General features: G+C 37.9%; 19 protein-coding genes. 11 read left to right on the plus strand and 8 right to left on the minus strand.

Annotated features, from left to right (window positions below):
• Positions 1-114: 114 nt before the first annotated feature.
• Positions 115-1,704 carry an NCS2 family permease gene (locus tag ACSQ6I_RS01435; protein ID WP_438888486.1) on the minus strand — a complete coding sequence of 530 codons (1,590 nt, stop codon included), beginning with the start codon at positions 1,702-1,704 and terminating at the stop codon, positions 115-117.
• Between the two features lie 224 nt (positions 1,705-1,928).
• Here ACSQ6I_RS01435 and ACSQ6I_RS01440 point away from each other — a divergent pair, with 224 nt between their 5' ends.
• The 4 genes from ACSQ6I_RS01440 (at position 1,929) to ACSQ6I_RS01455 (ending at position 4,380) form a co-directional block, all read left to right on the plus strand.
• Positions 1,929-2,186, plus strand: coding sequence for a hypothetical protein (locus ACSQ6I_RS01440; RefSeq protein WP_438888487.1), 258 nt, complete (start codon positions 1,929-1,931; stop codon positions 2,184-2,186).
• A 63-nt stretch (positions 2,187-2,249) separates the two neighbouring features.
• Positions 2,250-2,390, plus strand: coding sequence for a PIN domain-containing protein (locus tag ACSQ6I_RS01445; RefSeq protein WP_438888988.1), 141 nt, complete (start codon positions 2,250-2,252; stop codon positions 2,388-2,390).
• 177 nt (positions 2,391-2,567) lie between these two features.
• A complete protein-coding gene (locus ACSQ6I_RS01450) occupies positions 2,568-3,296 on the plus strand; it encodes a Uma2 family endonuclease (RefSeq protein WP_438888488.1) in 729 nt (242 codons plus the stop codon).
• A 451-nt stretch (positions 3,297-3,747) separates the two neighbouring features.
• The gene (locus tag ACSQ6I_RS01455; protein WP_438888489.1) at positions 3,748-4,380 is read left to right on the plus strand and encodes a hypothetical protein; all 633 of its coding nucleotides are present in this window, start codon (positions 3,748-3,750) and stop codon (positions 4,378-4,380) included.
• 184 nt (positions 4,381-4,564) lie between these two features.
• Here the strand turns inward: ACSQ6I_RS01455 and ACSQ6I_RS01460 are convergent, their stop codons facing one another.
• Positions 4,565-5,680 carry a tetratricopeptide repeat protein gene (locus tag ACSQ6I_RS01460; protein WP_438888490.1) on the minus strand — a complete coding sequence of 372 codons (1,116 nt, stop codon included), beginning with the start codon at positions 5,678-5,680 and terminating at the stop codon, positions 4,565-4,567.
• 383 nt (positions 5,681-6,063) lie between these two features.
• Between ACSQ6I_RS01460 and ACSQ6I_RS01465 the strand changes: the two genes are divergently transcribed.
• Positions 6,064-6,519 carry a DUF4351 domain-containing protein gene (locus ACSQ6I_RS01465; RefSeq protein WP_438888491.1) on the plus strand — a complete coding sequence of 152 codons (456 nt, stop codon included), beginning with the start codon at positions 6,064-6,066 and terminating at the stop codon, positions 6,517-6,519.
• A gap of 73 nt (positions 6,520-6,592) precedes the next feature.
• Here the strand turns inward: ACSQ6I_RS01465 and ACSQ6I_RS01470 are convergent, their stop codons facing one another.
• A complete protein-coding gene (locus ACSQ6I_RS01470; protein WP_438888492.1) occupies positions 6,593-7,729 on the minus strand; it encodes a cob(I)yrinic acid a,c-diamide adenosyltransferase in 1,137 nt (378 codons plus the stop codon).
• A gap of 250 nt (positions 7,730-7,979) precedes the next feature.
• Here ACSQ6I_RS01470 and fraC point away from each other — a divergent pair, with 250 nt between their 5' ends.
• The 3 genes from fraC (at position 7,980) to ACSQ6I_RS01485 (ending at position 10,540) form a co-directional block, all read left to right on the plus strand.
• Positions 7,980-8,528 (plus strand): filament integrity protein FraC, encoded by a 549-nt coding sequence (gene fraC / locus ACSQ6I_RS01475; RefSeq protein WP_438888493.1) that lies wholly within the window; start codon positions 7,980-7,982, stop codon positions 8,526-8,528.
• 127 nt (positions 8,529-8,655) lie between these two features.
• Positions 8,656-9,669 carry a septal junction protein FraD gene (gene fraD, locus ACSQ6I_RS01480; protein ID WP_438888494.1) on the plus strand — a complete coding sequence of 338 codons (1,014 nt, stop codon included), beginning with the start codon at positions 8,656-8,658 and terminating at the stop codon, positions 9,667-9,669.
• Between the two features lie 91 nt (positions 9,670-9,760).
• Positions 9,761-10,540: an ABC transporter permease gene (locus tag ACSQ6I_RS01485; RefSeq protein ID WP_438888495.1), complete on the plus strand. Its 780-nt coding sequence runs from the start codon at positions 9,761-9,763 to the stop codon at positions 10,538-10,540.
• Positions 10,541-10,810: 270 nt separating this feature from the next.
• Here the strand turns inward: ACSQ6I_RS01485 and ACSQ6I_RS01490 are convergent, their stop codons facing one another.
• Entirely contained in the window at positions 10,811-11,698 is an 888-nt protein-coding gene (locus ACSQ6I_RS01490) for a carbohydrate ABC transporter permease (RefSeq protein ID WP_438888496.1), read from the minus strand.
• 36 nt (positions 11,699-11,734) lie between these two features.
• On the opposite strand from ACSQ6I_RS01490, the gene purN reads away from it, so the two are divergent.
• From purN to rdgB, 3 genes are all read left to right on the plus strand, one after another.
• Positions 11,735-12,418, plus strand: coding sequence for a phosphoribosylglycinamide formyltransferase (gene purN / locus ACSQ6I_RS01495; protein WP_438888497.1), 684 nt, complete (start codon positions 11,735-11,737; stop codon positions 12,416-12,418).
• 107 nt (positions 12,419-12,525) lie between these two features.
• The gene (locus ACSQ6I_RS01500; RefSeq protein ID WP_438888498.1) at positions 12,526-13,968 is read left to right on the plus strand and encodes a phosphoglucomutase/phosphomannomutase family protein; all 1,443 of its coding nucleotides are present in this window, start codon (positions 12,526-12,528) and stop codon (positions 13,966-13,968) included.
• A gap of 104 nt (positions 13,969-14,072) precedes the next feature.
• A complete protein-coding gene (gene rdgB / locus ACSQ6I_RS01505) occupies positions 14,073-14,651 on the plus strand; it encodes an RdgB/HAM1 family non-canonical purine NTP pyrophosphatase (RefSeq protein ID WP_438888499.1) in 579 nt (192 codons plus the stop codon).
• Between the two features lie 188 nt (positions 14,652-14,839).
• Here the strand turns inward: rdgB and ACSQ6I_RS01510 are convergent, their stop codons facing one another.
• From ACSQ6I_RS01510 to hetF, 4 genes are all read right to left on the minus strand, one after another.
• Positions 14,840-15,070 carry a hypothetical protein gene (locus ACSQ6I_RS01510; RefSeq protein WP_438888500.1) on the minus strand — a complete coding sequence of 77 codons (231 nt, stop codon included), beginning with the start codon at positions 15,068-15,070 and terminating at the stop codon, positions 14,840-14,842.
• Between the two features lie 460 nt (positions 15,071-15,530).
• On the minus strand, positions 15,531-15,821 hold the full coding sequence (locus tag ACSQ6I_RS01515) for a HigA family addiction module antitoxin (protein WP_438888502.1): 291 nt from the start codon (positions 15,819-15,821) through the stop codon (positions 15,531-15,533).
• A gap of 332 nt (positions 15,822-16,153) precedes the next feature.
• Positions 16,154-16,492 (minus strand): P-II family nitrogen regulator, encoded by a 339-nt coding sequence (locus tag ACSQ6I_RS01520; protein ID WP_015216486.1) that lies wholly within the window; start codon positions 16,490-16,492, stop codon positions 16,154-16,156.
• A gap of 139 nt (positions 16,493-16,631) precedes the next feature.
• Positions 16,632-19,115, minus strand: coding sequence for a cell division protein HetF (gene hetF / locus ACSQ6I_RS01525; protein WP_438888504.1), 2,484 nt, complete (start codon positions 19,113-19,115; stop codon positions 16,632-16,634).
• Positions 19,116-19,910: the final 795 nt, after the last annotated feature.

Genomic DNA, 19,910 nt, shown 5'->3' on the forward strand with positions numbered 1-19,910 from the left:
AAATATGAAAAGCTCATCCATTAAGTGTTTTGGATAACCTGAGCTTTTTTATTCCTCCAATAGTTATTTGCTGTTTTACGGGAAATCGCTATTTTTTTGGGAAAAATTTTAGGATTATTCGTGTTTTTGCCTTGTTTGCCAAGAGACATAGAAAAACAAAATAGCCAGTAAAATATAACCCACAGCCCAACTACTGCCTGTTCCCCAACCCAAATTAACAACCGTATCTGCGATCGTCCACTTATAGCTGTGCATCAAACCTACCCAAGATAAAACAGCCCCTGCTAATGACCAATAGGCAGCTTGACGAAAATCTCGTTCAATAATAAAAACAGTGATAGCCGCTAAAATCATTGCTGAAAAAATAAACCCCTGTTCTAAAGCAAAAGCCCCATCAATAAAGGTATCACTCAATTTAAACTGCTCAATTAAAGCTGGTGTAAATGGGTTCTCAGGTGTACCCAAACCCGCCGCCCGCAAGGCATTTTTAGCCATTAACGCTCCCCATCCCGCAATACCTGGTAACAAGCCCACAACCACCGCCGGCGCATGGTGAGAGGGTGTAGCAGTGAAGCTTTGGGCAACTATCACAATACCAATCCAGAGGACAATAGCCATCCCTGCTTCAATGGGGACAAAATAGGCAAACATGGCGACAGTACCACTTAAACACAGGATGCCCATAATAATCCCGTTAGCGATCGAATAACCTACTCTTGCCCCTAAAGCCTTCCATCCAGGATGACCGATATAGATAGTTGTGGGGAAACAAGAACCGAAAACCGCAGCCACAATAGTGCCAATACCGTTAGCAGCTAACGAAGGTACAGCCGGAAAAACATCTCCCGCAGCTTCAGCACTTTCTAAATTTTGAATACTCCCAACAAGGTTAAATAATCCCATTGGTAAGATGATGCTGAGGTATTCTACTAAGACTGTGCGACTTTCCCACAGTTGTCCTAAATATAAACTGGGGAAATAAAAGCCAATGGGTGCGATCGCAGCAGTAAATTTAGCATGATCCCAACTAACTAAACCTGTTCCCCATGCTAGGGTAATTCCTAACAACACAGCTAATAAACCTCCTGGTATGGGAAAACGCACTTTCCCAAAATAGGTAACGAGGATGACACCAAGGGGAACTAAACCGACGACAGGGTTAGCGAAAGTGCGAAATAAAAAGCCAATAGCAATAAAGGTGATAGCAATACCACTGAGGGTAGAAAGCATAGCCGCACGGGGCGCAATGCGTCGCAGTGGGTTAACAATAAATGCCCCTAATAGTTCAATTAAACCTGAACCTAAACAAGCTACAATACCTGCTTGCCAAGCTAGTTCGGATGCTTGTTCAGGAGATACACCTTTGGCTAGTGCTGCTAACCTCACAGGTAACATGACTAAGAAAATATAGGCAAATAAACTAATAGTGTTGATACCATAGGGAAGGGCAGTAATATCATCCCGTTGTTCTTTTGTCCCTTGTTCTTTTGCTAACCAAGCATAATAAAAGTTACCAACAATTAAACTAAAAGCCACACCGGGTAAAATGCGTCCATAGACTAGGGAAGGTGGGAAACCTAATACACCTTGGCATAAACTGACAATTAATAATATTTGAATAAAGTTATCAAGTACGAGTCCAAATAAACCATCTATATCTCTGCGAACAAACCAACGCGGGGTTTTTGGTGTTGCGGTTTCCATGTGTTGTGAATTTTGTTGTTTCTGGGTTTCAGAATACCAGGAAATTGTTAGTATTAGTTTTCAACTCTAGAATTTTTGCAAGAAGTCTAATTGTTTATAGTACATATAGCAGGTAAAACAATAGAATTAGGGTTTTTGCTAGTTTATTCATCGGTGAAGGATTTATGATGTCAAATCTTATATTAATCAGGTAAAATAAATACTATTAATTCCTAACCAGAATCATGACCACTATTAAAGAAAAACTTCTAGCCGCAATTGAAGCTGTTCCTGAATCAATACTAGAAGAAACCCTGGACTATCTCGAATATCTCAAAACCAGAAAAATTAAACCAGTAGATGTTTCTCACAGAGAGGAAGAACCAATATTACGTGATTCTAAAGCTAAAGATTTGCTACAATTTGCTGGTACTTGGCAAGGTGATGATTTTGAAGAATGTCTTCAACTTGTTTATGACACTCGTTCTCAGGCTGAATTTTAATGTATCTCCTAGACACTAATCATTGTAGTCGGATTATCTTTGGTGAACTGCATCTAATTCAACATTCAAACTCTCGGCTTTGGGGATAATGATCTTTGGATAGCGGCTACTGCAATTCACTACAGCCTTACAGTAGTATCAACAGACAATGATTTCCAACGTATCCAGCAAGTCTATAATTTTGCTTTAGAATCTTGGGTTTAAATTCATAGTTTATGTAGATTGAGTTGAGGTGATAGATACTGAGGCAGAAATTTTACCAATAATCTGTATTTTTGAGGGATACCCAGATGTCAAGAATAAAAATCTATATCCTATTAATTTCGGCACAATAGAAATACTGTGAACAGACAATAAAGTATATTTTCCAGGAATAGTAAAATGTATCAAACAGATCCACCTCGTTCACCACAAGAAGTATTACCAACGATGTATGATCTCAAAAGTGAAGATCCAGAGGAAAAAGGTTTGCCTGATCAATTTCATTTATTACAACCAAGGTTATTAGACGAAACTTTTAATTCTCCTACCTATCCTAGCAACAAAATCTTTACCGCTAGTGATATGAATTTATATTATGATCCCAATCATCCAACATGGTATAAAAGACCAGATTGGTTTGTGTCTGTCGGTGTTTCTCCCCTTTATAAAAATGGCGATTTACGTTTAAGTTATGTAATTTGGCAAGAAGGAATTACTCCTTTTATTATAGTTGAATTATTATCACCAGGAACTGAAAAGGAAGATTTAGGAGAGACTTTGCGGGATATAGAAAAACCGCCAACAAAATGGGAAGTTTATGAACAGATTTTAAGGATTCCCTATTATGCTATTTTTGACCGTTACAAATATGAATTTAGAATGTTTAAATTAGATGGTGGTCGTTATGCGGAAATAGATTTATCTTTATCAGATTCTCGTTTTTGGATACCAGAAATAGAGTTAGGTTTGGGAGTTTGGGAAGGAACATATAATAATATTCAGCAGCCTTGGTTACGCTGGTATGATGTTTCTGGTAATTGGGTTTTGACTCCGACGGAACAGGAAAGACAACAAAAGGAAAGATTGATAGAACAGTTAAGAAAGCTGGGTGTAGAACCTGATATTTAATTTGTCTGAATCAGGTGGTTATCGAGCGTTCACGAAGTGTGTCGGAGACAAGTCGAGATAATGTCCAGGATTTCAGGATTTTCAGGATTTAATAAAGTTATCATCTTAATGTTAATTAATCTAAATATTTATGCTCTATTATATTATGTTTTATTAACGATGAACTGAATACAATCAACATCCTATTAATTCTGATACAAGGGAAGTAATGACACTCTACTATTAAGTCTCCATAAACACAACGCAAAAACCTAGAATTTTTATGAAAATTGGCATCTGCAAGCTATGTCGAACAGAACAAGAATTAATTAATAAATCTCATATTATACCTAGACAATTTTACCATTATACGACAGAATAAGTAGAAAAAGAAATTATTGATACAACTAGTAATCCCACATATTTGTACTCGAAAGATGGAAAATCAAAACAATTCCAAAGTGGACTTTTTATGGGAGACATTTTATGTAAAAAATGTGAAAATTTAATAGGCAAATGGGATAAATATGCACAAGAATTATTAGTCGGAGATAAATATATTGACACAATATCTAAAGTTGAAGTACAAAGTACAAGAACGAAACTTAAATTTGTAGAAAATTTTAATTACAATTTGCTGAAATTGTTTTTTATGTCGGTTTTATGGAGAAGTCACATAGCCAGAAATCATTTTTTTGTTGAGAATAAAATTAGAGAATTTGAAGTTAAAAAAGCACAGTTTTTCCAACAAGTTAATCTAGGAGAAGAATGGGAGACTAAATTGAGAACTATGCTTTTATTAGAGAATCCTGGTACAGAAGATGATTTTTCTGTGTTACTTTTCAAATATACAGGTAAAGAATCATATATACACCTCCCCCCAATCAGAGGAAAAGATCCATATAATGAAGCGAATCTTTATAGATTTATGTCTGCTGGATATCATTGGTTTATAAAAGTGGATAAACGTCCTTTTCATAACCGAATGAGATCGTTGATATTAAAACCAGATCAGCTTTTGTATTTTGTGGAACAAGAATATAAAAAAACTTCAGATTTTCAAAATCTATTACAATGGGTTAATAGCTTACCTGAAGATCATTGATTTAATTATTATTAAAATTTAGCAAAAATAAGAATAGATACGCAAAATATCTCTCAAACCCTATTTCCTTTGTTTCCTTCGTGTCTTCGTGGTTCATTATTATGTGACTTGTGCATAAGTCCTAAAGAAGTTATATCAATTTTTGAAACCTTTTTCAGCCATTAAATCTAATTCTCACAGCTATTTAATCTATCTTTACTAGTTGAGCGATAGTTGGATCAAGTATCTTTTGACCTACTTCATTGAACCTAATTGCTAAAGATACTTTGTTTTCTGATCCAAAAACATGAGTTATTTCACCAGTACCAAATTTTTTGTGAATTACACGCTCACCTACATTCCAGCATTGCTGTAATTGTTTCTGAGATTTATTATCATCTTGCAGTTTAAGTTTTCTAATTCTATCCAGTGCTTCTTGGTAAAACTTTTGATCTCCTTGTTTATAAAATAAATCAGCAGCTTGTTTAAAATCTGCGTTTGCACCTTGGTTATCTCCTAAAACAGAGTGAACAATTCCTCGTTTATAGTAGGCTATGGCAAGGTTCGGATTAATTTTGATAGCTTCGGTGTAATCATAAATTGCATCCTGACAGTCCTTTAACGCAAATTTAACATTCCCTCGATTTTGATAAGCATTGGCATCATTAGGATTAATATAGATAGCTTTGGTGTAATCATCAATAGCACTTTGTTTGTCTCCCAAAAAATACCGAGCTAATCCCCGTTTTTTGTAAATAAGAGAATCATTAGGTCTTAGTTGTAAGGCTTGATTATAATGGGAAGCAGCACTTTTATAGTCTTGTTTCTCAAGACATTCATCACCTAAACTGATATATTTGTCAGCATCGTAAGATACTAAACTCTCTAAATAACCACGCAAACCACCAGGATAAAGTAATTCATCTATTCTGACTAAAGTTTTATCACCAGTTGATTTAATTATATTGGTTGGTAAAAACCCAGCTACAATAAGACCATATTCTTTTTCCGTTTCACTAAATTCTTCTTGACATAAAATACAAATTAAAACATCATTTTTTTCAACTTCTTCTCTATCAATTGTCCATTGAACTTTATCAAAATATCCATAACGGGTTTTAACCTGAATACCAACTGATGGATCAGAAGTTAAAGTAAAATCAATTTTTCCATCTCCACCAATGCGTTTTTCATAATCAACTTCAGTTACTAAATCACCTAATCGACTTTTAACAACTTCCTCACCAAGCTTTCCTTTTAAATTATTGATAAAAACATTACGAATAGGATTTGAAGAAGTGTGTCTATATTTTTCAGCCATATCCCAGCAAAAATCCCGTAATTGCTGTAACCTCTCTCCAGAGATAACCGTCAACTCACTATGTCGGCCTTCCTTCTCACAATGGAGTAAGTCACCAGATTTCAGTCTTTGAATAAAATCAGTCTGCTGTGCTTTGAGTATTGTTGTCCAGTCCATTGCTCAAAATTCGCCTTTATCTGACAAGGAGTATTTATTCTAGTATTCCCTATCAAGCAGTAAAAAGCACTAATCTAGATCACATTACAGTGTTTTTAGCCTAACCGAAAAGTATTGAATCCTCAAACCCTAAAAACACAACTCAAACAAACATCCTGTAAATCCTTAAATCCTGGATATCCTGATTCAGACAATTTAATTTTACAACCCTATGAGTTGTAATTAGAATGTGGGAACAAGAATCAGAATTATTTTTGCATAATCTGGCATTATTACCATTAGCGCCATTAACTCGGACAAATTCACCCCAAGGTTTATTATCCCAAATTGCCAATAATGTTGCTAAAATTGCAGATAGGGAGACTAAACAGGATATTGTAGCGTACACAGAGATTTTAGCAGGTTTGCGGTTTGAAAAAGATTTTATTCGTCAATTATTGAGTGAGGATCTTATGCAAGAATCAGTAATTTATCAGGATATTTTGCAGAAGGGAGAAGGAAAAGAAGCAGTTAAATTTTGTTTAATGTTACTTAATCAAAGGTTTGGAAAACTTGATTCCGAAATAATTGAAAGAGTTAAAATCCTACCTGTGAAACAGTTAGAAAATTTAGGTGCAGCGTTGTTTAATATCTCTGAAGTTGCGGATTTAGTAAATTGGTTAAACCAAGAAGAACATTATTAATAGTGATTTTACAAGTAGGGGTTTAGCAGTGCTAAACCCCTACACATCTAGGTTTTTTGTAATTTTACGACGGTTAAAAATCTACTCCTCGTTTCAATTCTACACCTTGATTTGCATAGTGTTTATGACAATAAACCTCAGAGTGAATACTAGCTAAATCAAAATATGCAGGTTGATTTTGACAGCGACCGGTAATAATAACTTCTGTGTCTCGTGGTTTACGCAGTAAAGCTTGAACAATGGGATCAACGGGAAGTAATTCTAAATCAACGGTGGGATTAAGTTCATCGAGAATGATGGTTTTATACACACCAGATGCGATCGCAGTTTTGGCAATTTCCCAACCTCTCTCAGCTTCCACATAGTCTAATTCTTGCCGCGAATTACGCCACACGATCGCATCTCTACCACAGCGTAAATGATCCACTACTTCAGGATAGGATTGCTGCAAAGCCGCGATCGCAGCATCTTCAGTATAACCACTACCACCTTTCAACCATTGCATAATTAATACACGGGTAGATCCAGGGTGATTTATCCCCCTACCAATCGCTTGTAAAGCCTTACCCAAAGCACTAGTAGATTTTCCCTTACCTGCACCAGTATAAATTTCAATTCCCTCAATGAACAGAGCTGCTGCTGTCGGGTGGTGGTGGGGTTTCATTTCCGAGTGCAAATCTGCAATATCTAATAACTGTTGCGGTGCAGCACGTCCGGTAGCGATGATTTCCAATTCTTGGGGTTTAGATTTTAATGTTTTTACCACCTCATCCACTGATAGCAAACCCAAATCTAAAACCGGGTTAATTTCATCTAAAACCACAACCGAGTATAACCCTGATGCGATCGCACCCTTGGCCACATCCCAACCCCGTGCAGCTTCAGTTCTGTCAAAGGGAGTAATCTCATCATGTCCAAAAAACTCAGCCCTACCCGTGCGAACCTGATCAATCAAATGGGGAAAACCACGCTGTAAAGCTGCGATCGCTCCATCTTCATCATAATCACGTTCTGGCCCTTTCAAAAACCTCAGCAGTAAGACGCGATTAGAATCACTCGGTGTATTTATTCCCAAACCAATCGAGCGCAAAACCACCCCTAAAGCAGCTTGGGACTTTCCTTTTCCAAGTCCATCATAGACGTGAATTTGACCCGTGAGCCGTTCAGAACGTACTTGTGCTGTGCGAATACCGATGCCATTTCTTGTCATCTTTGGAAAAGCTGTAACGTGGCAATCCCCTATTTTACCGAACCTTGGTTTAATTAGGTAGGAAGATTTTCTCTAAAATCTGCCCCATAGATGACACCTCAGTATACTAGTGAAGTCAATGTATTAATAATCTTAATCACAATCTACCATCATACACAGATCGCAAATGACAAGAAGAATGAGATAATTGCCCCCATCATCCGTATTATCTCAGTTATACTGTGGAGTCAACCCTTACTGTTCACCCTTTATGCCAGAAGAATTATCACTTCCCAGAATTTTGCCCGTTGGTGCAATTTTGTTTCAAACTTTATTTTTACTAATTGCCATTGCCATAGAAGGCTATGTTTTGCATAGATGGCTAAAATTTGACAAAAAAACTAGCATCTTTTATGCCATCGCTATGAACGTTTTTTCCACCGTCATTGGCTGGAATCTATTTTTTCTGATTGAGCCAATATTACCTTTACAAGCAAAATCAGAATTAATGAGTTATGTATTTTTTAACAAGTTCACAAATGTCAGTACGCAGAGTTATATAATCTTCATCTGTTTCATCATGTTCTTCGCTACCTTTTTGCTAAAATTTTTGTTACTAAAAATATTAATTATCGCATTAGATGAAATTGGTAAAAAAGAAGAAACACCGACTACTCAGCGAGAAAAAATCATGATCAATGAAAAATTTAAATTGCAAAATACCAATTTAGTTACCACTACATTAATAGCAAATTCAATGAGCTATACTGCCATAACTGTAGTATTAATACTTCGCAATTTATCTCCAGTTATAAAATAACTGCCTCAAAAAAATTAATTATACACATTTTTCATTATTACCCATTCTCTGTTATCTATGTTCACCAACGAATTCAATTTTGTTTTCTACATAACTGCCAAAATAATAACCTTATTAACGTAAAAAAATGAACTCATCATTATTCTTTAAAGAAGTAACCCTGATCTTTAAATTTATTCAAGATTTATTTTTGGGAGTTCAAAAACTTTTAATGCCTCCCAAAGCTTTCTCCTGGCAAACATTAATTTATTTAAGCGTATTTTCTTGGGGAACTTCATATTTTGCGCTAGGTTTTATAAAAGATATAATTGCATTAACAGGTTGGTTATTTTTAATAGCTGGTACAGCTTGGTATACCACCGATGATCCTTTAAGAGTACCTGGTACTTTTATGCCAGTTGGAGCATTAATAACTGGTTTATTAGTCAGTGTTTTTGCTTTTGGACATCAGGTGAATGTAGTTACACCTAGAACCATAGTTCTCTGGCCAACAATCGCTGCCATCATTACCGCAATACCAGAATTTTTTGCAGGCACAGGTACCGCAACAAAAGCTGCTATTCCCAAACTAGAAACCCGTCAAAAAATCATCGTATTGATTGCTTGGTCTATGTTGATAAGTTGTTGGATTCAGTTTTATTTTGTCATAGATAAATGGTTAAAAGAATATCCAAGTTTATCCGTAGATAATTTTCAACGCAGCACCTTTGTAATTAGACTAGAACCAAAAACTGAAAAACCAAAAAATGGTGAGACTATTTTAAATAAAATTCAACCACTCATAGAAGAAGAAATAGTTACCAAACCTTGGGCAGAAGTAGAGAGATGGTTGTTAGAAGCTAATAAGGAGGTTGGGAATTTAGGAAACAGAATGATTGAGAAAAATCTGGTTAAATATAAAGAACAAAAACTATGGAGTGTTGAACCCCGTGTAGTCAACATCGAATCGGGATACAGATTAGATATTCTCAGCATTTGGAAAGGTCCAAGCTCAAATTCACGCGGTTTTTATATCCAAAAATCTTGTCGCATCCAACCAATTGCATCCGTCAATCAACCAGAAAATAAAAACGCAGTCGCTGGAATTGAATGCGATCGCATTAACAGATTTTACCTTGGTTCCCCACCACCACAGCAGTAAGGGTTTGGGGAGATGAGGAGAAATATCTATCTTTCTTCTAACTGTTCCCTGTTCCTTATTCCCTATTCCCTGTAACCAATCCCCAATCACCATGAACATAGCTAGAACCTTTGTGATGTCAAAAAATGTGTTTCAGGAAGTGATACGCGATCGCATCCTGTATATCATCGGTTTTTATGCACTCATCCTGGCTGTTGCTAACCGTACCATTTTTGAATTTAGTGCTACAAGCCAAGACAAAATCTTTTTAGATGTCGGACTGTCAGTAATGAACGTCATCGGTTTAATTATTGCCATCTTTATAGGTACAGGACTCGTTAACAAAGAAATAGAAAAACGTACTATTCTCATGCTAATTGCTAAACCTATCAGTCGTAGTGAATTTATTACTAGTAAATACTTAGGTTTATCTGGTGTATTGGCAGTACTTGTAGTCGCAATGACAGCTATTTATCTGGTATTTTTGCAATTTAGTAAAATGTCATATCCGATAGAAAGCATTCTCATTGCCTCATTTTTCTTATTTTTACAATTAACCTTAGTTACCGCTGTAGCCATCACTTTAGGAGTTTTTACCAGTTCCCTCATCGCCACAGCCTTAACATTTGCAGTTTATTTAATGGGAAATATTACACAAGATTTAGTTGCACTTGGTCGTCTTAGTCAAAACCCTGGTGTAGAACGCATTACCCAAGCTTTATATCTTATACTGCCAGATTTATCTCGCTTGGATTTGAAAAATGATGCCGTTTATGGTTTACAAGCAATACCTGACATAATCACACTGATTACTAATGCAGGCTATGGTTTACTTTATAGCTTCATGCTGTTAGCAATTGCTATTTTTATCTTCTTACGCAGAGAGTTTTAAAGTAAGAATTCAGGAGTCAGGATTCAGGATTCAGGAGTCAGGAGTTAGGAGTTAGAAGTTAGGAGTCAGAAATTAAAAGATTCGAGACTTTAATATACCATTAACAAACAACAGGTAATTACTTCAATCGTAAGTATTCAGGATAAAGAATAGTTCAAGTCATGAGAATAAAGGCTTTTTTATTCAAATTTGATGATTTTGATAAAATATCACTTTTCTCTATTCTTCATTTCATAAGCATTCTGACTCCTGACTCCTGAATTCTTACCTTTAATCTTTTTCCCAAGTTCGTAACTGCAAATAAACTAATAGCAAAGTTACAGCTAACAAGACAGTTGCTACTGCTGCTGCATAACCAAAATCAAATTGACCAAAAGCTTCTTGATAAGTGTAATAAACTAATAAATTAGTAGAATTTAAAGGGCCACCACCTGTAATTATATAAACAGGTTCAAAACTCCGCAATGTAAAAATAGCAGTGGTGACAGTAGCGAATATTAAAGTAGGTCGCAATCCTGGTAGAGTAATATGCCAAAATTGTTGCCAATCATTAGCACCATCCAATTCTGCTGCTTCATAACGACTAGGAGGAATTGCTTGTAATCCAGCTAAAAAAACCACCATATTGAAACCTAGTTGTTTCCAAATACTAAATAAAATTATGACTGGCATTGCCCAAAAAGTATCTCCTAACCAAGATATTGGCTGAATAGCAAAAAAATTCAAAAGTCCATTGACTGGCCCAGTATTTTGAAACAGCCAGCGAAATCCTAAACCAGCAGCAACGAGAGAGACAATTGAAGGCAGAAAATAGGCACTTCTTAAAATCCCTCTCAAAGCAATGGAACGGTCTAATAATACTGCTAGTCCCAAGGGGATGACTAAACTAGGAAAGAGGCTACCAATGGTAAAATAAACAGTGTTAAATATAACTTGCCAAAAATCAGAGTTGAGTAGCAAACGCCAGTAATTTTTAAAGCCTACTAAATAAGTCCCACTTGAAGTAAAACTACCAGCGGTGAAACTGAGATAAAACAAATAGATAATAGGCCAAATAATAAATAAGCCTAACAAAATCAATGCGGGTGTGAGAAAAATCCAAGCAGCGACTGTATCATTATCCAGCAGTTGCATAGACGAAAATCGGGATGGTTTCATGATAATCTTATTCAGTCATACGATATTCATCATTCTATGAGTCAATATTACCCGATTGAGGGTGCATCTAGCCTAATTTCTCCTGACATTTCTAGTACAAAATTCACATCAGATACTCCCTTGAAATTAGGAGTTATGGCTTCTGGGAATGGTAGTAATTTTGAGGTAGTTGCGAAAGCTATCCAAGAAGGGACATTAAACGCGAAAATTCAAGTTTTAATTTACAATAATCCTTCGGCTAAGGCAGCAACAAGGGCAACAAATCACGGTGTAGAAGCTATTCTATTAAATCACCGCGACTACAAAAGCCGAGAAGATTTGGACAGAGAAATTGTTAAGACTTTGCAGCAGTATGATGTAGACTTGGTGATCATGGCAGGCTGGATGCGTCTGGTGACACAAGAATTAATTGACGCTTTTCCTGACAAAATTATTAATATCCATCCCAGCTTATTGCCTAGTTTTAAGGGTGTTAGGGCTGTAGAACAAGCTTTAGCCGCAGGAGTGAAAATAACAGGTTGTACTGTGCATCTCCTTCGTTTAGAAATGGACAGTGGCCCAATTTTGATGCAAGCGGCAGTACCAGTTTTACCGGATGATACGGCGGAAACACTACACGCTAGAATCCAATTACAGGAACACCTAATTTTACCATTAGCGATCGCTTCTCTAGCCTCTTATAGCAGAATACAGGAGTCAGGAGTCAGGAGTCAGGAGTAAAAATTGCTTTATTACGTTGTATCTTTCCAATTACCAATTACCAATTACCAATTACCCATTACCTATATAAATGCTACAATCCTCAGTTAGAAATTTAGGATATATTTATGCCAGTTTTAACTAGCCCAATCAAGTTTGGTACGGATGGCTGGCGGGGCGTAATTGGCGAGGAATTCACTTTTGAACGCCTAGCCCTAGTAGCAACCGTTGCCGCCAAAGTTTTATATAGTACTTATTTTCCTACGGTAGGTAATCGCACAATTATTATCGGTTACGATCGCCGTTTTATGGCAGAAGAGTTTGCCCGTGTTGTCGCTAATGCTGTTACTGCTGTGGGCTTTGATGTCCTATTTAGCGAGACTTTTGCCCCTACACCGGCATTTAGTTGGGCAGCTAAAGAACTCAATGCGTTAGGGGCGCTAGTCGTTACAGCCAGTCATAATCCTGGCAAATACTTAGGCTTAAAAGTCAAAAGCGCTTTCGGAGGTTCCGTACCACCAGAAGTTACCAATGAAATAGAAAGTTTGTTAACCGTAGATGTACCACCCGCAGCCACGACGGGGAAAGAAGAGAAGTTTGATCCCTGGCCTAGTTATTGTCAAGCATTAGCAGCTAAAGTTGATATTGGCAAAATTAGGGAAGCGATCGCATCTGACAAAATAACATTATTTGTTGATGTTATGCATGGTGCAGCAGCTAGTGGATTGGGTAGACTGTTAGGCAAACAAGTCAAAGAAATCAACAACAACCGTGATCCCTTGTTTGCAGGTGGTGCGCCTGAACCTTTGCCAAAATACCTTTCCCAGCTATTTAAAGTCATGAAAACTCATGGGAAAAGTAATAAATCAGGTTTAACTATAGGTTTAGTATTTGATGGAGATTGCGATCGCATTGCCGCAGTAGACAAAGACGCTAATTTCCTCAGTTCCCAAATCTTAATCCCCATATTAATAGATCACCTCACCCGCAGGCGTAACTTTACAGGCGAAATCGTCAAAACAGTCAGCGGTTCTGACATCATTCCCCTTGTTGCTAAATTACTGAATTTGCCTGTATTTGAAACCGCAGTCGGTTATAAATACATCGCTGACAGAATGTTAGATACAGAGGTATTACTAGGTGGTGAAGAATCCGGTGGCATTGGTTATGGTAGTCATATTCCCGAACGAGATGCCCTACTTTCAGCATTGTATGTCTTAGAAGCAGTTGTAGAATCAGGCTTAGATTTAGGTGATTATTATCGCCAATTGCAACAACAAACCAATTTCAGTTCAGTGTATGATCGCATAGATTTACCTTTAGCAAATATGGACGTGCGAGGAAGGTTATTGCAACAACTGCAAACCCAACCTTTAACAGAAATTGCTGGAAAAAAGGTAATTGATTGCAAAACTATCGACGGTTATAAATTCCGCCTCGCTGATCAAAGTTGGTTAATGATTCGTTTTAGTGGCACTGAACCAGTTTTACGTCTGTACTGCGAAGCACCCACACTAGAACAAGTTCATCAAACCCTAGCTTGGGCAAAAACCTGGGCTGAATCTAATTAATGAGTAATCGGTAATGGGTAATAAATTCTTACCAATTACCAATTACCAATTACCAATTACCAATTACCAATTACCAATTACCAATTACCAATTACCAATTATCAATGACAAAATTACTCGTAGTAGCTACAGGAAATCCCGGTAAGTTGCGGGAAATGCAAGCTTATTTAGCTGATTCTGGTTGGGAATTAACCCTTAAACCAGATGATTTAGACGTGGAAGAAACAGGGGAAACTTTTGCTGCAAATGCTTGTATCAAAGCCTCTGAGGTTGCTATAGCTACCGGAAATTGGGCGATCGCAGATGATTCCGGTTTAGCTGTAGATGCCCTCAATGGTTCGCCTGGTGTATATTCTGCCCGTTATGGCAATACCGACGCAGAACGTATTTCTCGGTTATTACGAGAGTTAGGCGATACAGAAAATCGTCAAGCCCAGTTTATCTGTGCAGTAGCAGTTGCAAATCCTGAAGGAAAGATAGTTTTGCAATCTGAGGGTATTTGTCGCGGTGAAATTCTTTATTCAACCCGTGGTGATGGTGGTTTTGGTTATGATCCCATTTTTTATGTTTCAGAAAAGCAATTAACTTTTGCCGAAATGTCACCGGAGTTGAAAAAATCAATTAGTCATCGGGGTAATGCTTTGAAAAATTTAGTTCCCCAGTTGGTGAAGGTGTTGGGGTGAGGGGGTTATTCGTTTTCTATTGAGGATAATTTTAACGAACCACGAAGGAGCGAAGTACACGAAGGAAGAAGGGAAAAGGTACTGCAAAAGCAGTTTATTGGCAGTACCTTGTGTTTATATAATCAGGTTAAATCTAATCTGCTAAAAGTTATATTTGTAACAACTCTAATTTATTAATACTCTCTCTATTACATTCTTTGTGATAGCACAGAACCAGCTAAGGCTTTTTCTAAATAACTCAATCCAGGCTTCCTTAGTATGTAGCTTGCAATCCTAGCCATCCTTGAACTAGTTCTTCTTTGTGCAGATGCTCTGGGATCTCTGGGTGCAGCTTGTGATAAGACAGAACCAGCGAGTGTTCTAGCTAGAACACTAGAACGCGGGTGGCGAAGTACCGAAGCAGCAAAAATGGTCATCATACGACTGCTTCTGCGAAGTTTGTGTTTTTTAATCATGTTGTAGTTCATATTGTTGGGAAATTTGTGTTTTTTGTTGATATTGTTGTTGTACATATTGTCTTTTTTGCTCCTTAGTGAACGTAATATCAAGTTCGGTTAATTACTTGTAATTCGCAACTCTCTGTGTATGAATTTATTTCTCAGTCGCAGCCTGAGTCTTAATTACAAGTGATTATTTAAACTGATATACTTCTTAATGTAACACAGATACCCTTGTTGTGTTCGCTTACACTAGCAACTTTGAATTTCTTAATGATTATTTAATATTTGAGCCTTAATAAATATGTGTACCCTGTGTTTGTAAATGACATCTAGTAGAGGAGACTTTTTGTTACTCTCAAATTTGCTGTATTAGGTAATTTAATTACCTACATTGGTAATTTAGAATCATAAAATGGGCAAAAATAACATACGTTAAAAATTAATTTGAATATATTTTATCTATAGTTGCTTGAATTTCTTTACCAATCTTTTGTGCAGCCAGTCTGAGTTCATAATTTTTTTGCAAATTCATCCAAAATTCAGCACTAGTACCAAACCATTGTCCTAGTCGTAATGCAGTATCAGCAGTAATTGATCTTTTACCATTAATTATTTCTGTAATCCGATTTTTAGGTACATCAATTAAACGAGCTAATTCACTTGCACTCATTCCTAATTCTTGCAATTCATCGGCTAGAATTTCTCCAGGATGAATAGGTGGACGTGCCATATAATTCTCCTTCAGTGATAATTTGTAATTTCTATCTTGAAAGTAAAAGGTTCTAATTCATCATCTAGCCAATTACAGCAGGTTTCATATAGACTACACCCTAAATTATAAATTAATCTATTTCTTTGCGCCAAACCTGAGCAAAATGTGGTTCATTTATTTGAAAATCGCTATAAAACAAATGCACTATTTTTCCTAAAATCAAACTACAAAAGGCGCTGCTGATGTTAGAGATGAAGAGAAATATTGACAATACCTCATCCCTTAATTCCACAACGCCCAATATTTTAATACTCAGCACGGGCTAAACGCCTCGCTACCGCTTACAGCAATTAAACAGCTTCTGTATTCTTTTCCCCGGTACGAATGCGGATAACTTGCTCTACAGGAGAGATGAAAATCTTACCATCACCAATTTCTCCAGTTCGGGCGGCTGAGATAATTTTATCAACCACCATATCCACCTGGGAATCTTCAACAACGATTTCCACCTTGAGTTTTTGTAGAAACTCAACCGTGTATTCCGAACCCCGATAGCGTTCAGTTTGACCTTTTTGTCGTCCAAAACCACGGACTTCAGAAATTGTCATGCCCACAATTCCCGCATTCACCAAGGCAATTTTTACCTCATCCAGCTTAAATGGACGGATAATAGCTTCTACTTTTCTCATTTTTTGCAATTCCTGACTTCTAAGAACATCGTTTATATATCTAACCAGATTAGTTGTCTAAAGCTGTAACTATAGAGCTACTGTTTAACTTGAGTTTGATGTATTGTATTTCACCACTGCTCAGGTGTCTAGACCTTACTTACTGGCTTTGTTCCTGAAGGAGCGATCGCCAATCTGCGATCGCTTTTTCTGTCCACAGCCAATTTTGAGCCAATTTCTCGACCGTAAACTTCGCAGGTTCATTCTCAATCACTGTTTGACGCAGTTTAATTGCTTCTTTAAGATATTGCCCTTGTCTTGCAACAGGTTGATTATTTACAGATTTATATAAACCTAAAGCTAACCCCGCATAAGAAGTTAAAGCCGCTGGTGGCATAATCGGATTGGGAGATTCGGCTTCTGTCAAAGTTGTATTCTGGGGATTGAGTGACAAATTCAAAGCCTTGAACCAAGCATCATTAGCGCGATTTAAATTTCCCTCTGCATAGTAAGCAAATCCCAAAGCATTATTATACAACACAGAATCCGGTCGATCCCGCACTGCAATTTCCCAGTAACGACGAGCATCATCAAAACTGTATTTGTTATCTCTGGTTTGAGCAAATTGCCAAGCCAAGCGTCCCCGTAAAAAGTTGACAGATGGATCTTCAGTTTGCTTAGTAGGAATCAGCGCTAAAGCAGTTTCTGCTGATTTCAAAGCGCCACGATTCAATAATTCATCTACAGCCTCTAACCCTGCTTTTAAATTACCTTGACTCAATTGTTCTGTAGCCGTAGCAGTGACAATTCCTGTAGTTGATGTCTGTAGATTAATGGGTTCTAATTTGCGGTTAGCAAAATTATCGGTAGGAATCGGCGGGATTTTGCCGACCACTGATGGTCGATGCTGCCACCACATCACACCCACCAGAATTGCCAGTCCTGCACCCACAAGCCCGAAAATTGGCCATAATCGACGACGGCGACGTGGTGGACGAATTGGTGGTAATGGCGGTTGTTGAAAGTTTTCCTGATTGCTTTCAACAATTGGCGTATTTGACGCTGTTTCTGCGACACTATCTCCCCATAAATCTAAATCTTCATCTACCTCTGAAGGCTGCTTTTCCTGGTGATCATTTTCCCGTACTGGTTGCTCTAGTTCCGCCTTCATGGAAGTTTCTTCAGTAGAAACCTGTGGATTACCTAACTGACGAAACAAATCGGAAACAATTGCCGAATCTTCATCATAACCAGGTTGATCATACTCAATTTCATCCAAAAGATCCCCCCACGTATCATCTCCTAGCCAATCTAGCTCAGAGGCATCCCGTGCTAAACCTGAGGGCATCATATCCTCAAAATTTAAAGCCATCTGGGCATCATCTGTAGCAGCATACATCGAATTAACTGATGTTCCCACAGGCGAGTGATATTCATTGAACAATTCTGCATTTGCAGACAAACCAATTTGCGGAGACAGAAAACCTTCAAATTCCCGCTGTAGATACAGCATTGGTAACGCCCAGTACATCTGGTGAGAACCATAGGCAGAAATTAAGCCTTGACGTACCCGACTCACACATAAATCTAGGGGATAGCCCTGACTTAAGTTACGGTAAAACAATTGCGTTAACGTCAGCGCTACTTCATCAGGAATCCGTTCTGACATCGCCAAAACGCTTCTCAAACCCCTTTTCACCAAACTTTCAGTTAGGTTACGTTCTCCTGTCTCCCCAGATGTATCAGACTTAGCTCTGTATGCTCCCAAACAAGAGTTAAATACTGCCATTTGAATATTATTATTCACCAGCAACCCTGCTAAATCATCACCGCTGAGGGTTTCTGTTAAGCCAGTTCTTCTACTGACTAGATAAATTTCTCCTCCATTAGTCCCCAAGTTACTATGACCGGAGTAATGCAGAACGTGATATCTTCCCTGTTCTAGAGCTTGGGTTAACTCTTCCCTTCCTGGTTGATCAAGGAGCGTTAGTTCAATTTCTGGAAAATAATTGCCATTTTCAGTGGTTCGGGGGTTTTGGCGATGTAATTCGGCTTGCAAGTTAATCGCTTCTTGTTTGAGCAAATCAAGACGCACTTGATCAGTGGGGGAAGAAATAACCATCAATACCTTTACCCCGCTGTCTTCCTGTGTGGGGATGTTGCGAGTTGCTAGTCTTGATGTTGCGGGAATTCCACTTTGGTAACGAGAAAAAGCGATATATGGCCCAGTAGCGAGAGGGCGATCGCCTGCGTGCATCACTTCCCAAGGCAAACGTGCCAACTTATTATCTTTAAGTCCTAAACGCAAGCGCAGTACCTGCTGCTGATTCTGGGCAATACCTTGGGCAGTAATCCAACTATCTCTAAGAGTGCCTTGAAACAGTGCATTATACAATTGTTGACCCAGTGCCACCAAGTTTACAGAGTTTCTAGCGATGCCTGCGGCAGACTGCGACGCAGCATCACCCTGTAGCACCAACTGTAAAGGGTCATTCATCAAATGTCCTGCTGCCACTAACCACTCAGCCACAGGCCAAGTTACCAGTTCCTCTGCCAATGGCACCCCAGGTGCGACTTGTTCCGTCCGCACCAAGTAGTCATTCTGCCCTACTGGGGTTACGGAAATGTGAAATTCCTGGGTCACAACTTCTCCTGTTTGCCTCCTAAATCCGGTTTGAACCGTAAAAATTTCTAGTCCTTTCTCCCTCTAGCTGATACTTTAGAAGCATATTGCCAAGGAATGTTTCTGATTTTGTGTTGTTTCGCTTTTTTTGCTCGAACAACTTTATCCGGATTGGATTACTTCAGACTAGAACACTTTAATGGTAGATGCACCTTGATCTTCAACTCCCCTGGTAGGCTAACACCCGCCGGGGGTTTTCTTTTTAATTTTGGCAAAAAAAGCAATCTTTGACCCAAGAATTTCTTCTCAAACTATCAGTAGATCAAATTCTGATAAATAACTTCCCTAACCAACTACTAGCCATAGAAATTTTTTTCCGTAAGCAATAGCCAGATTTGGTGAAATTTATCCGGAGCATAGTCAGATAACCAGGAACGTTTAAATGGTAGATGCACCCTGATAATTAATTTCCCCTAGTTGGCTAACACCACTGGGGGTTTTTTATGTGGTTGGCAAATATCAATGATTGAAACGCCACCAAATTTTTCCGGAGATAACATTAAACCTGAGAACATTTAATTAGTAGATGCACCCTGATAACTAACTTCCCCTAGCTGGCTAACACCCACTGGGGGTTTTTTATGTGGTTGGCGAATATCAATAAATTGAAATGCCACCAAATTTTTCCGGAGATAACATTAAACCTGAGAACATTTAATTAGTAGATGCACCCTGATAACTAACTTCCCCTAGCTGGCTAACACCCACTGGGGGTTTTTTTTAGTCATAAACAAAAATAGTCATGCACCTCAATTG

It is taken from the genome of Anabaena sp. WFMT (genome assembly GCF_051781005.1).
GTDB lineage: Bacteria > Cyanobacteriota > Cyanobacteriia > Cyanobacteriales > Nostocaceae > Anabaena.

Excerpts from the sequence above, each read along its gene's own strand:
- ACSQ6I_RS01435 (WP_438888486.1), bottom strand. The coding sequence starts at position 1,704 with ATGGAAACCGCAACACCAAAAACCCCGCGTTGGTTTGTTCGCAGAGAT.
- ACSQ6I_RS01440 (WP_438888487.1), top strand. The coding sequence starts at position 1,929 with ATGACCACTATTAAAGAAAAACTTCTAGCCGCAATTGAAGCTGTTCCT.
- ACSQ6I_RS01450 (WP_438888488.1), top strand. The coding sequence starts at position 2,568 with ATGTATCAAACAGATCCACCTCGTTCACCACAAGAAGTATTACCAACG.
- ACSQ6I_RS01455 (WP_438888489.1), top strand. The coding sequence starts at position 3,748 with ATGGGAGACATTTTATGTAAAAAATGTGAAAATTTAATAGGCAAATGG.
- ACSQ6I_RS01460 (WP_438888490.1), bottom strand. The coding sequence starts at position 5,680 with ATGGCTGAAAAATATAGACACACTTCTTCAAATCCTATTCGTAATGTT.
- ACSQ6I_RS01465 (WP_438888491.1), top strand. The coding sequence starts at position 6,064 with ATGTGGGAACAAGAATCAGAATTATTTTTGCATAATCTGGCATTATTA.
- ACSQ6I_RS01470 (WP_438888492.1), bottom strand. The coding sequence starts at position 7,729 with ATGACAAGAAATGGCATCGGTATTCGCACAGCACAAGTACGTTCTGAA.
- fraC (WP_438888493.1), top strand. The coding sequence starts at position 7,980 with ATGCCAGAAGAATTATCACTTCCCAGAATTTTGCCCGTTGGTGCAATT.
- fraD (WP_438888494.1), top strand. The coding sequence starts at position 8,656 with ATGAACTCATCATTATTCTTTAAAGAAGTAACCCTGATCTTTAAATTT.
- ACSQ6I_RS01485 (WP_438888495.1), top strand. The coding sequence starts at position 9,761 with ATGAACATAGCTAGAACCTTTGTGATGTCAAAAAATGTGTTTCAGGAA.
- ACSQ6I_RS01490 (WP_438888496.1), bottom strand. The coding sequence starts at position 11,698 with ATGAAACCATCCCGATTTTCGTCTATGCAACTGCTGGATAATGATACA.
- purN (WP_438888497.1), top strand. The coding sequence starts at position 11,735 with ATGAGTCAATATTACCCGATTGAGGGTGCATCTAGCCTAATTTCTCCT.
- ACSQ6I_RS01500 (WP_438888498.1), top strand. The coding sequence starts at position 12,526 with ATGCCAGTTTTAACTAGCCCAATCAAGTTTGGTACGGATGGCTGGCGG.
- rdgB (WP_438888499.1), top strand. The coding sequence starts at position 14,073 with ATGACAAAATTACTCGTAGTAGCTACAGGAAATCCCGGTAAGTTGCGG.
- ACSQ6I_RS01510 (WP_438888500.1), bottom strand. The coding sequence starts at position 15,070 with ATGATGACCATTTTTGCTGCTTCGGTACTTCGCCACCCGCGTTCTAGT.
- ACSQ6I_RS01515 (WP_438888502.1), bottom strand. The coding sequence starts at position 15,821 with ATGGCACGTCCACCTATTCATCCTGGAGAAATTCTAGCCGATGAATTG.
- ACSQ6I_RS01520 (WP_015216486.1), bottom strand. The coding sequence starts at position 16,492 with ATGAGAAAAGTAGAAGCTATTATCCGTCCATTTAAGCTGGATGAGGTA.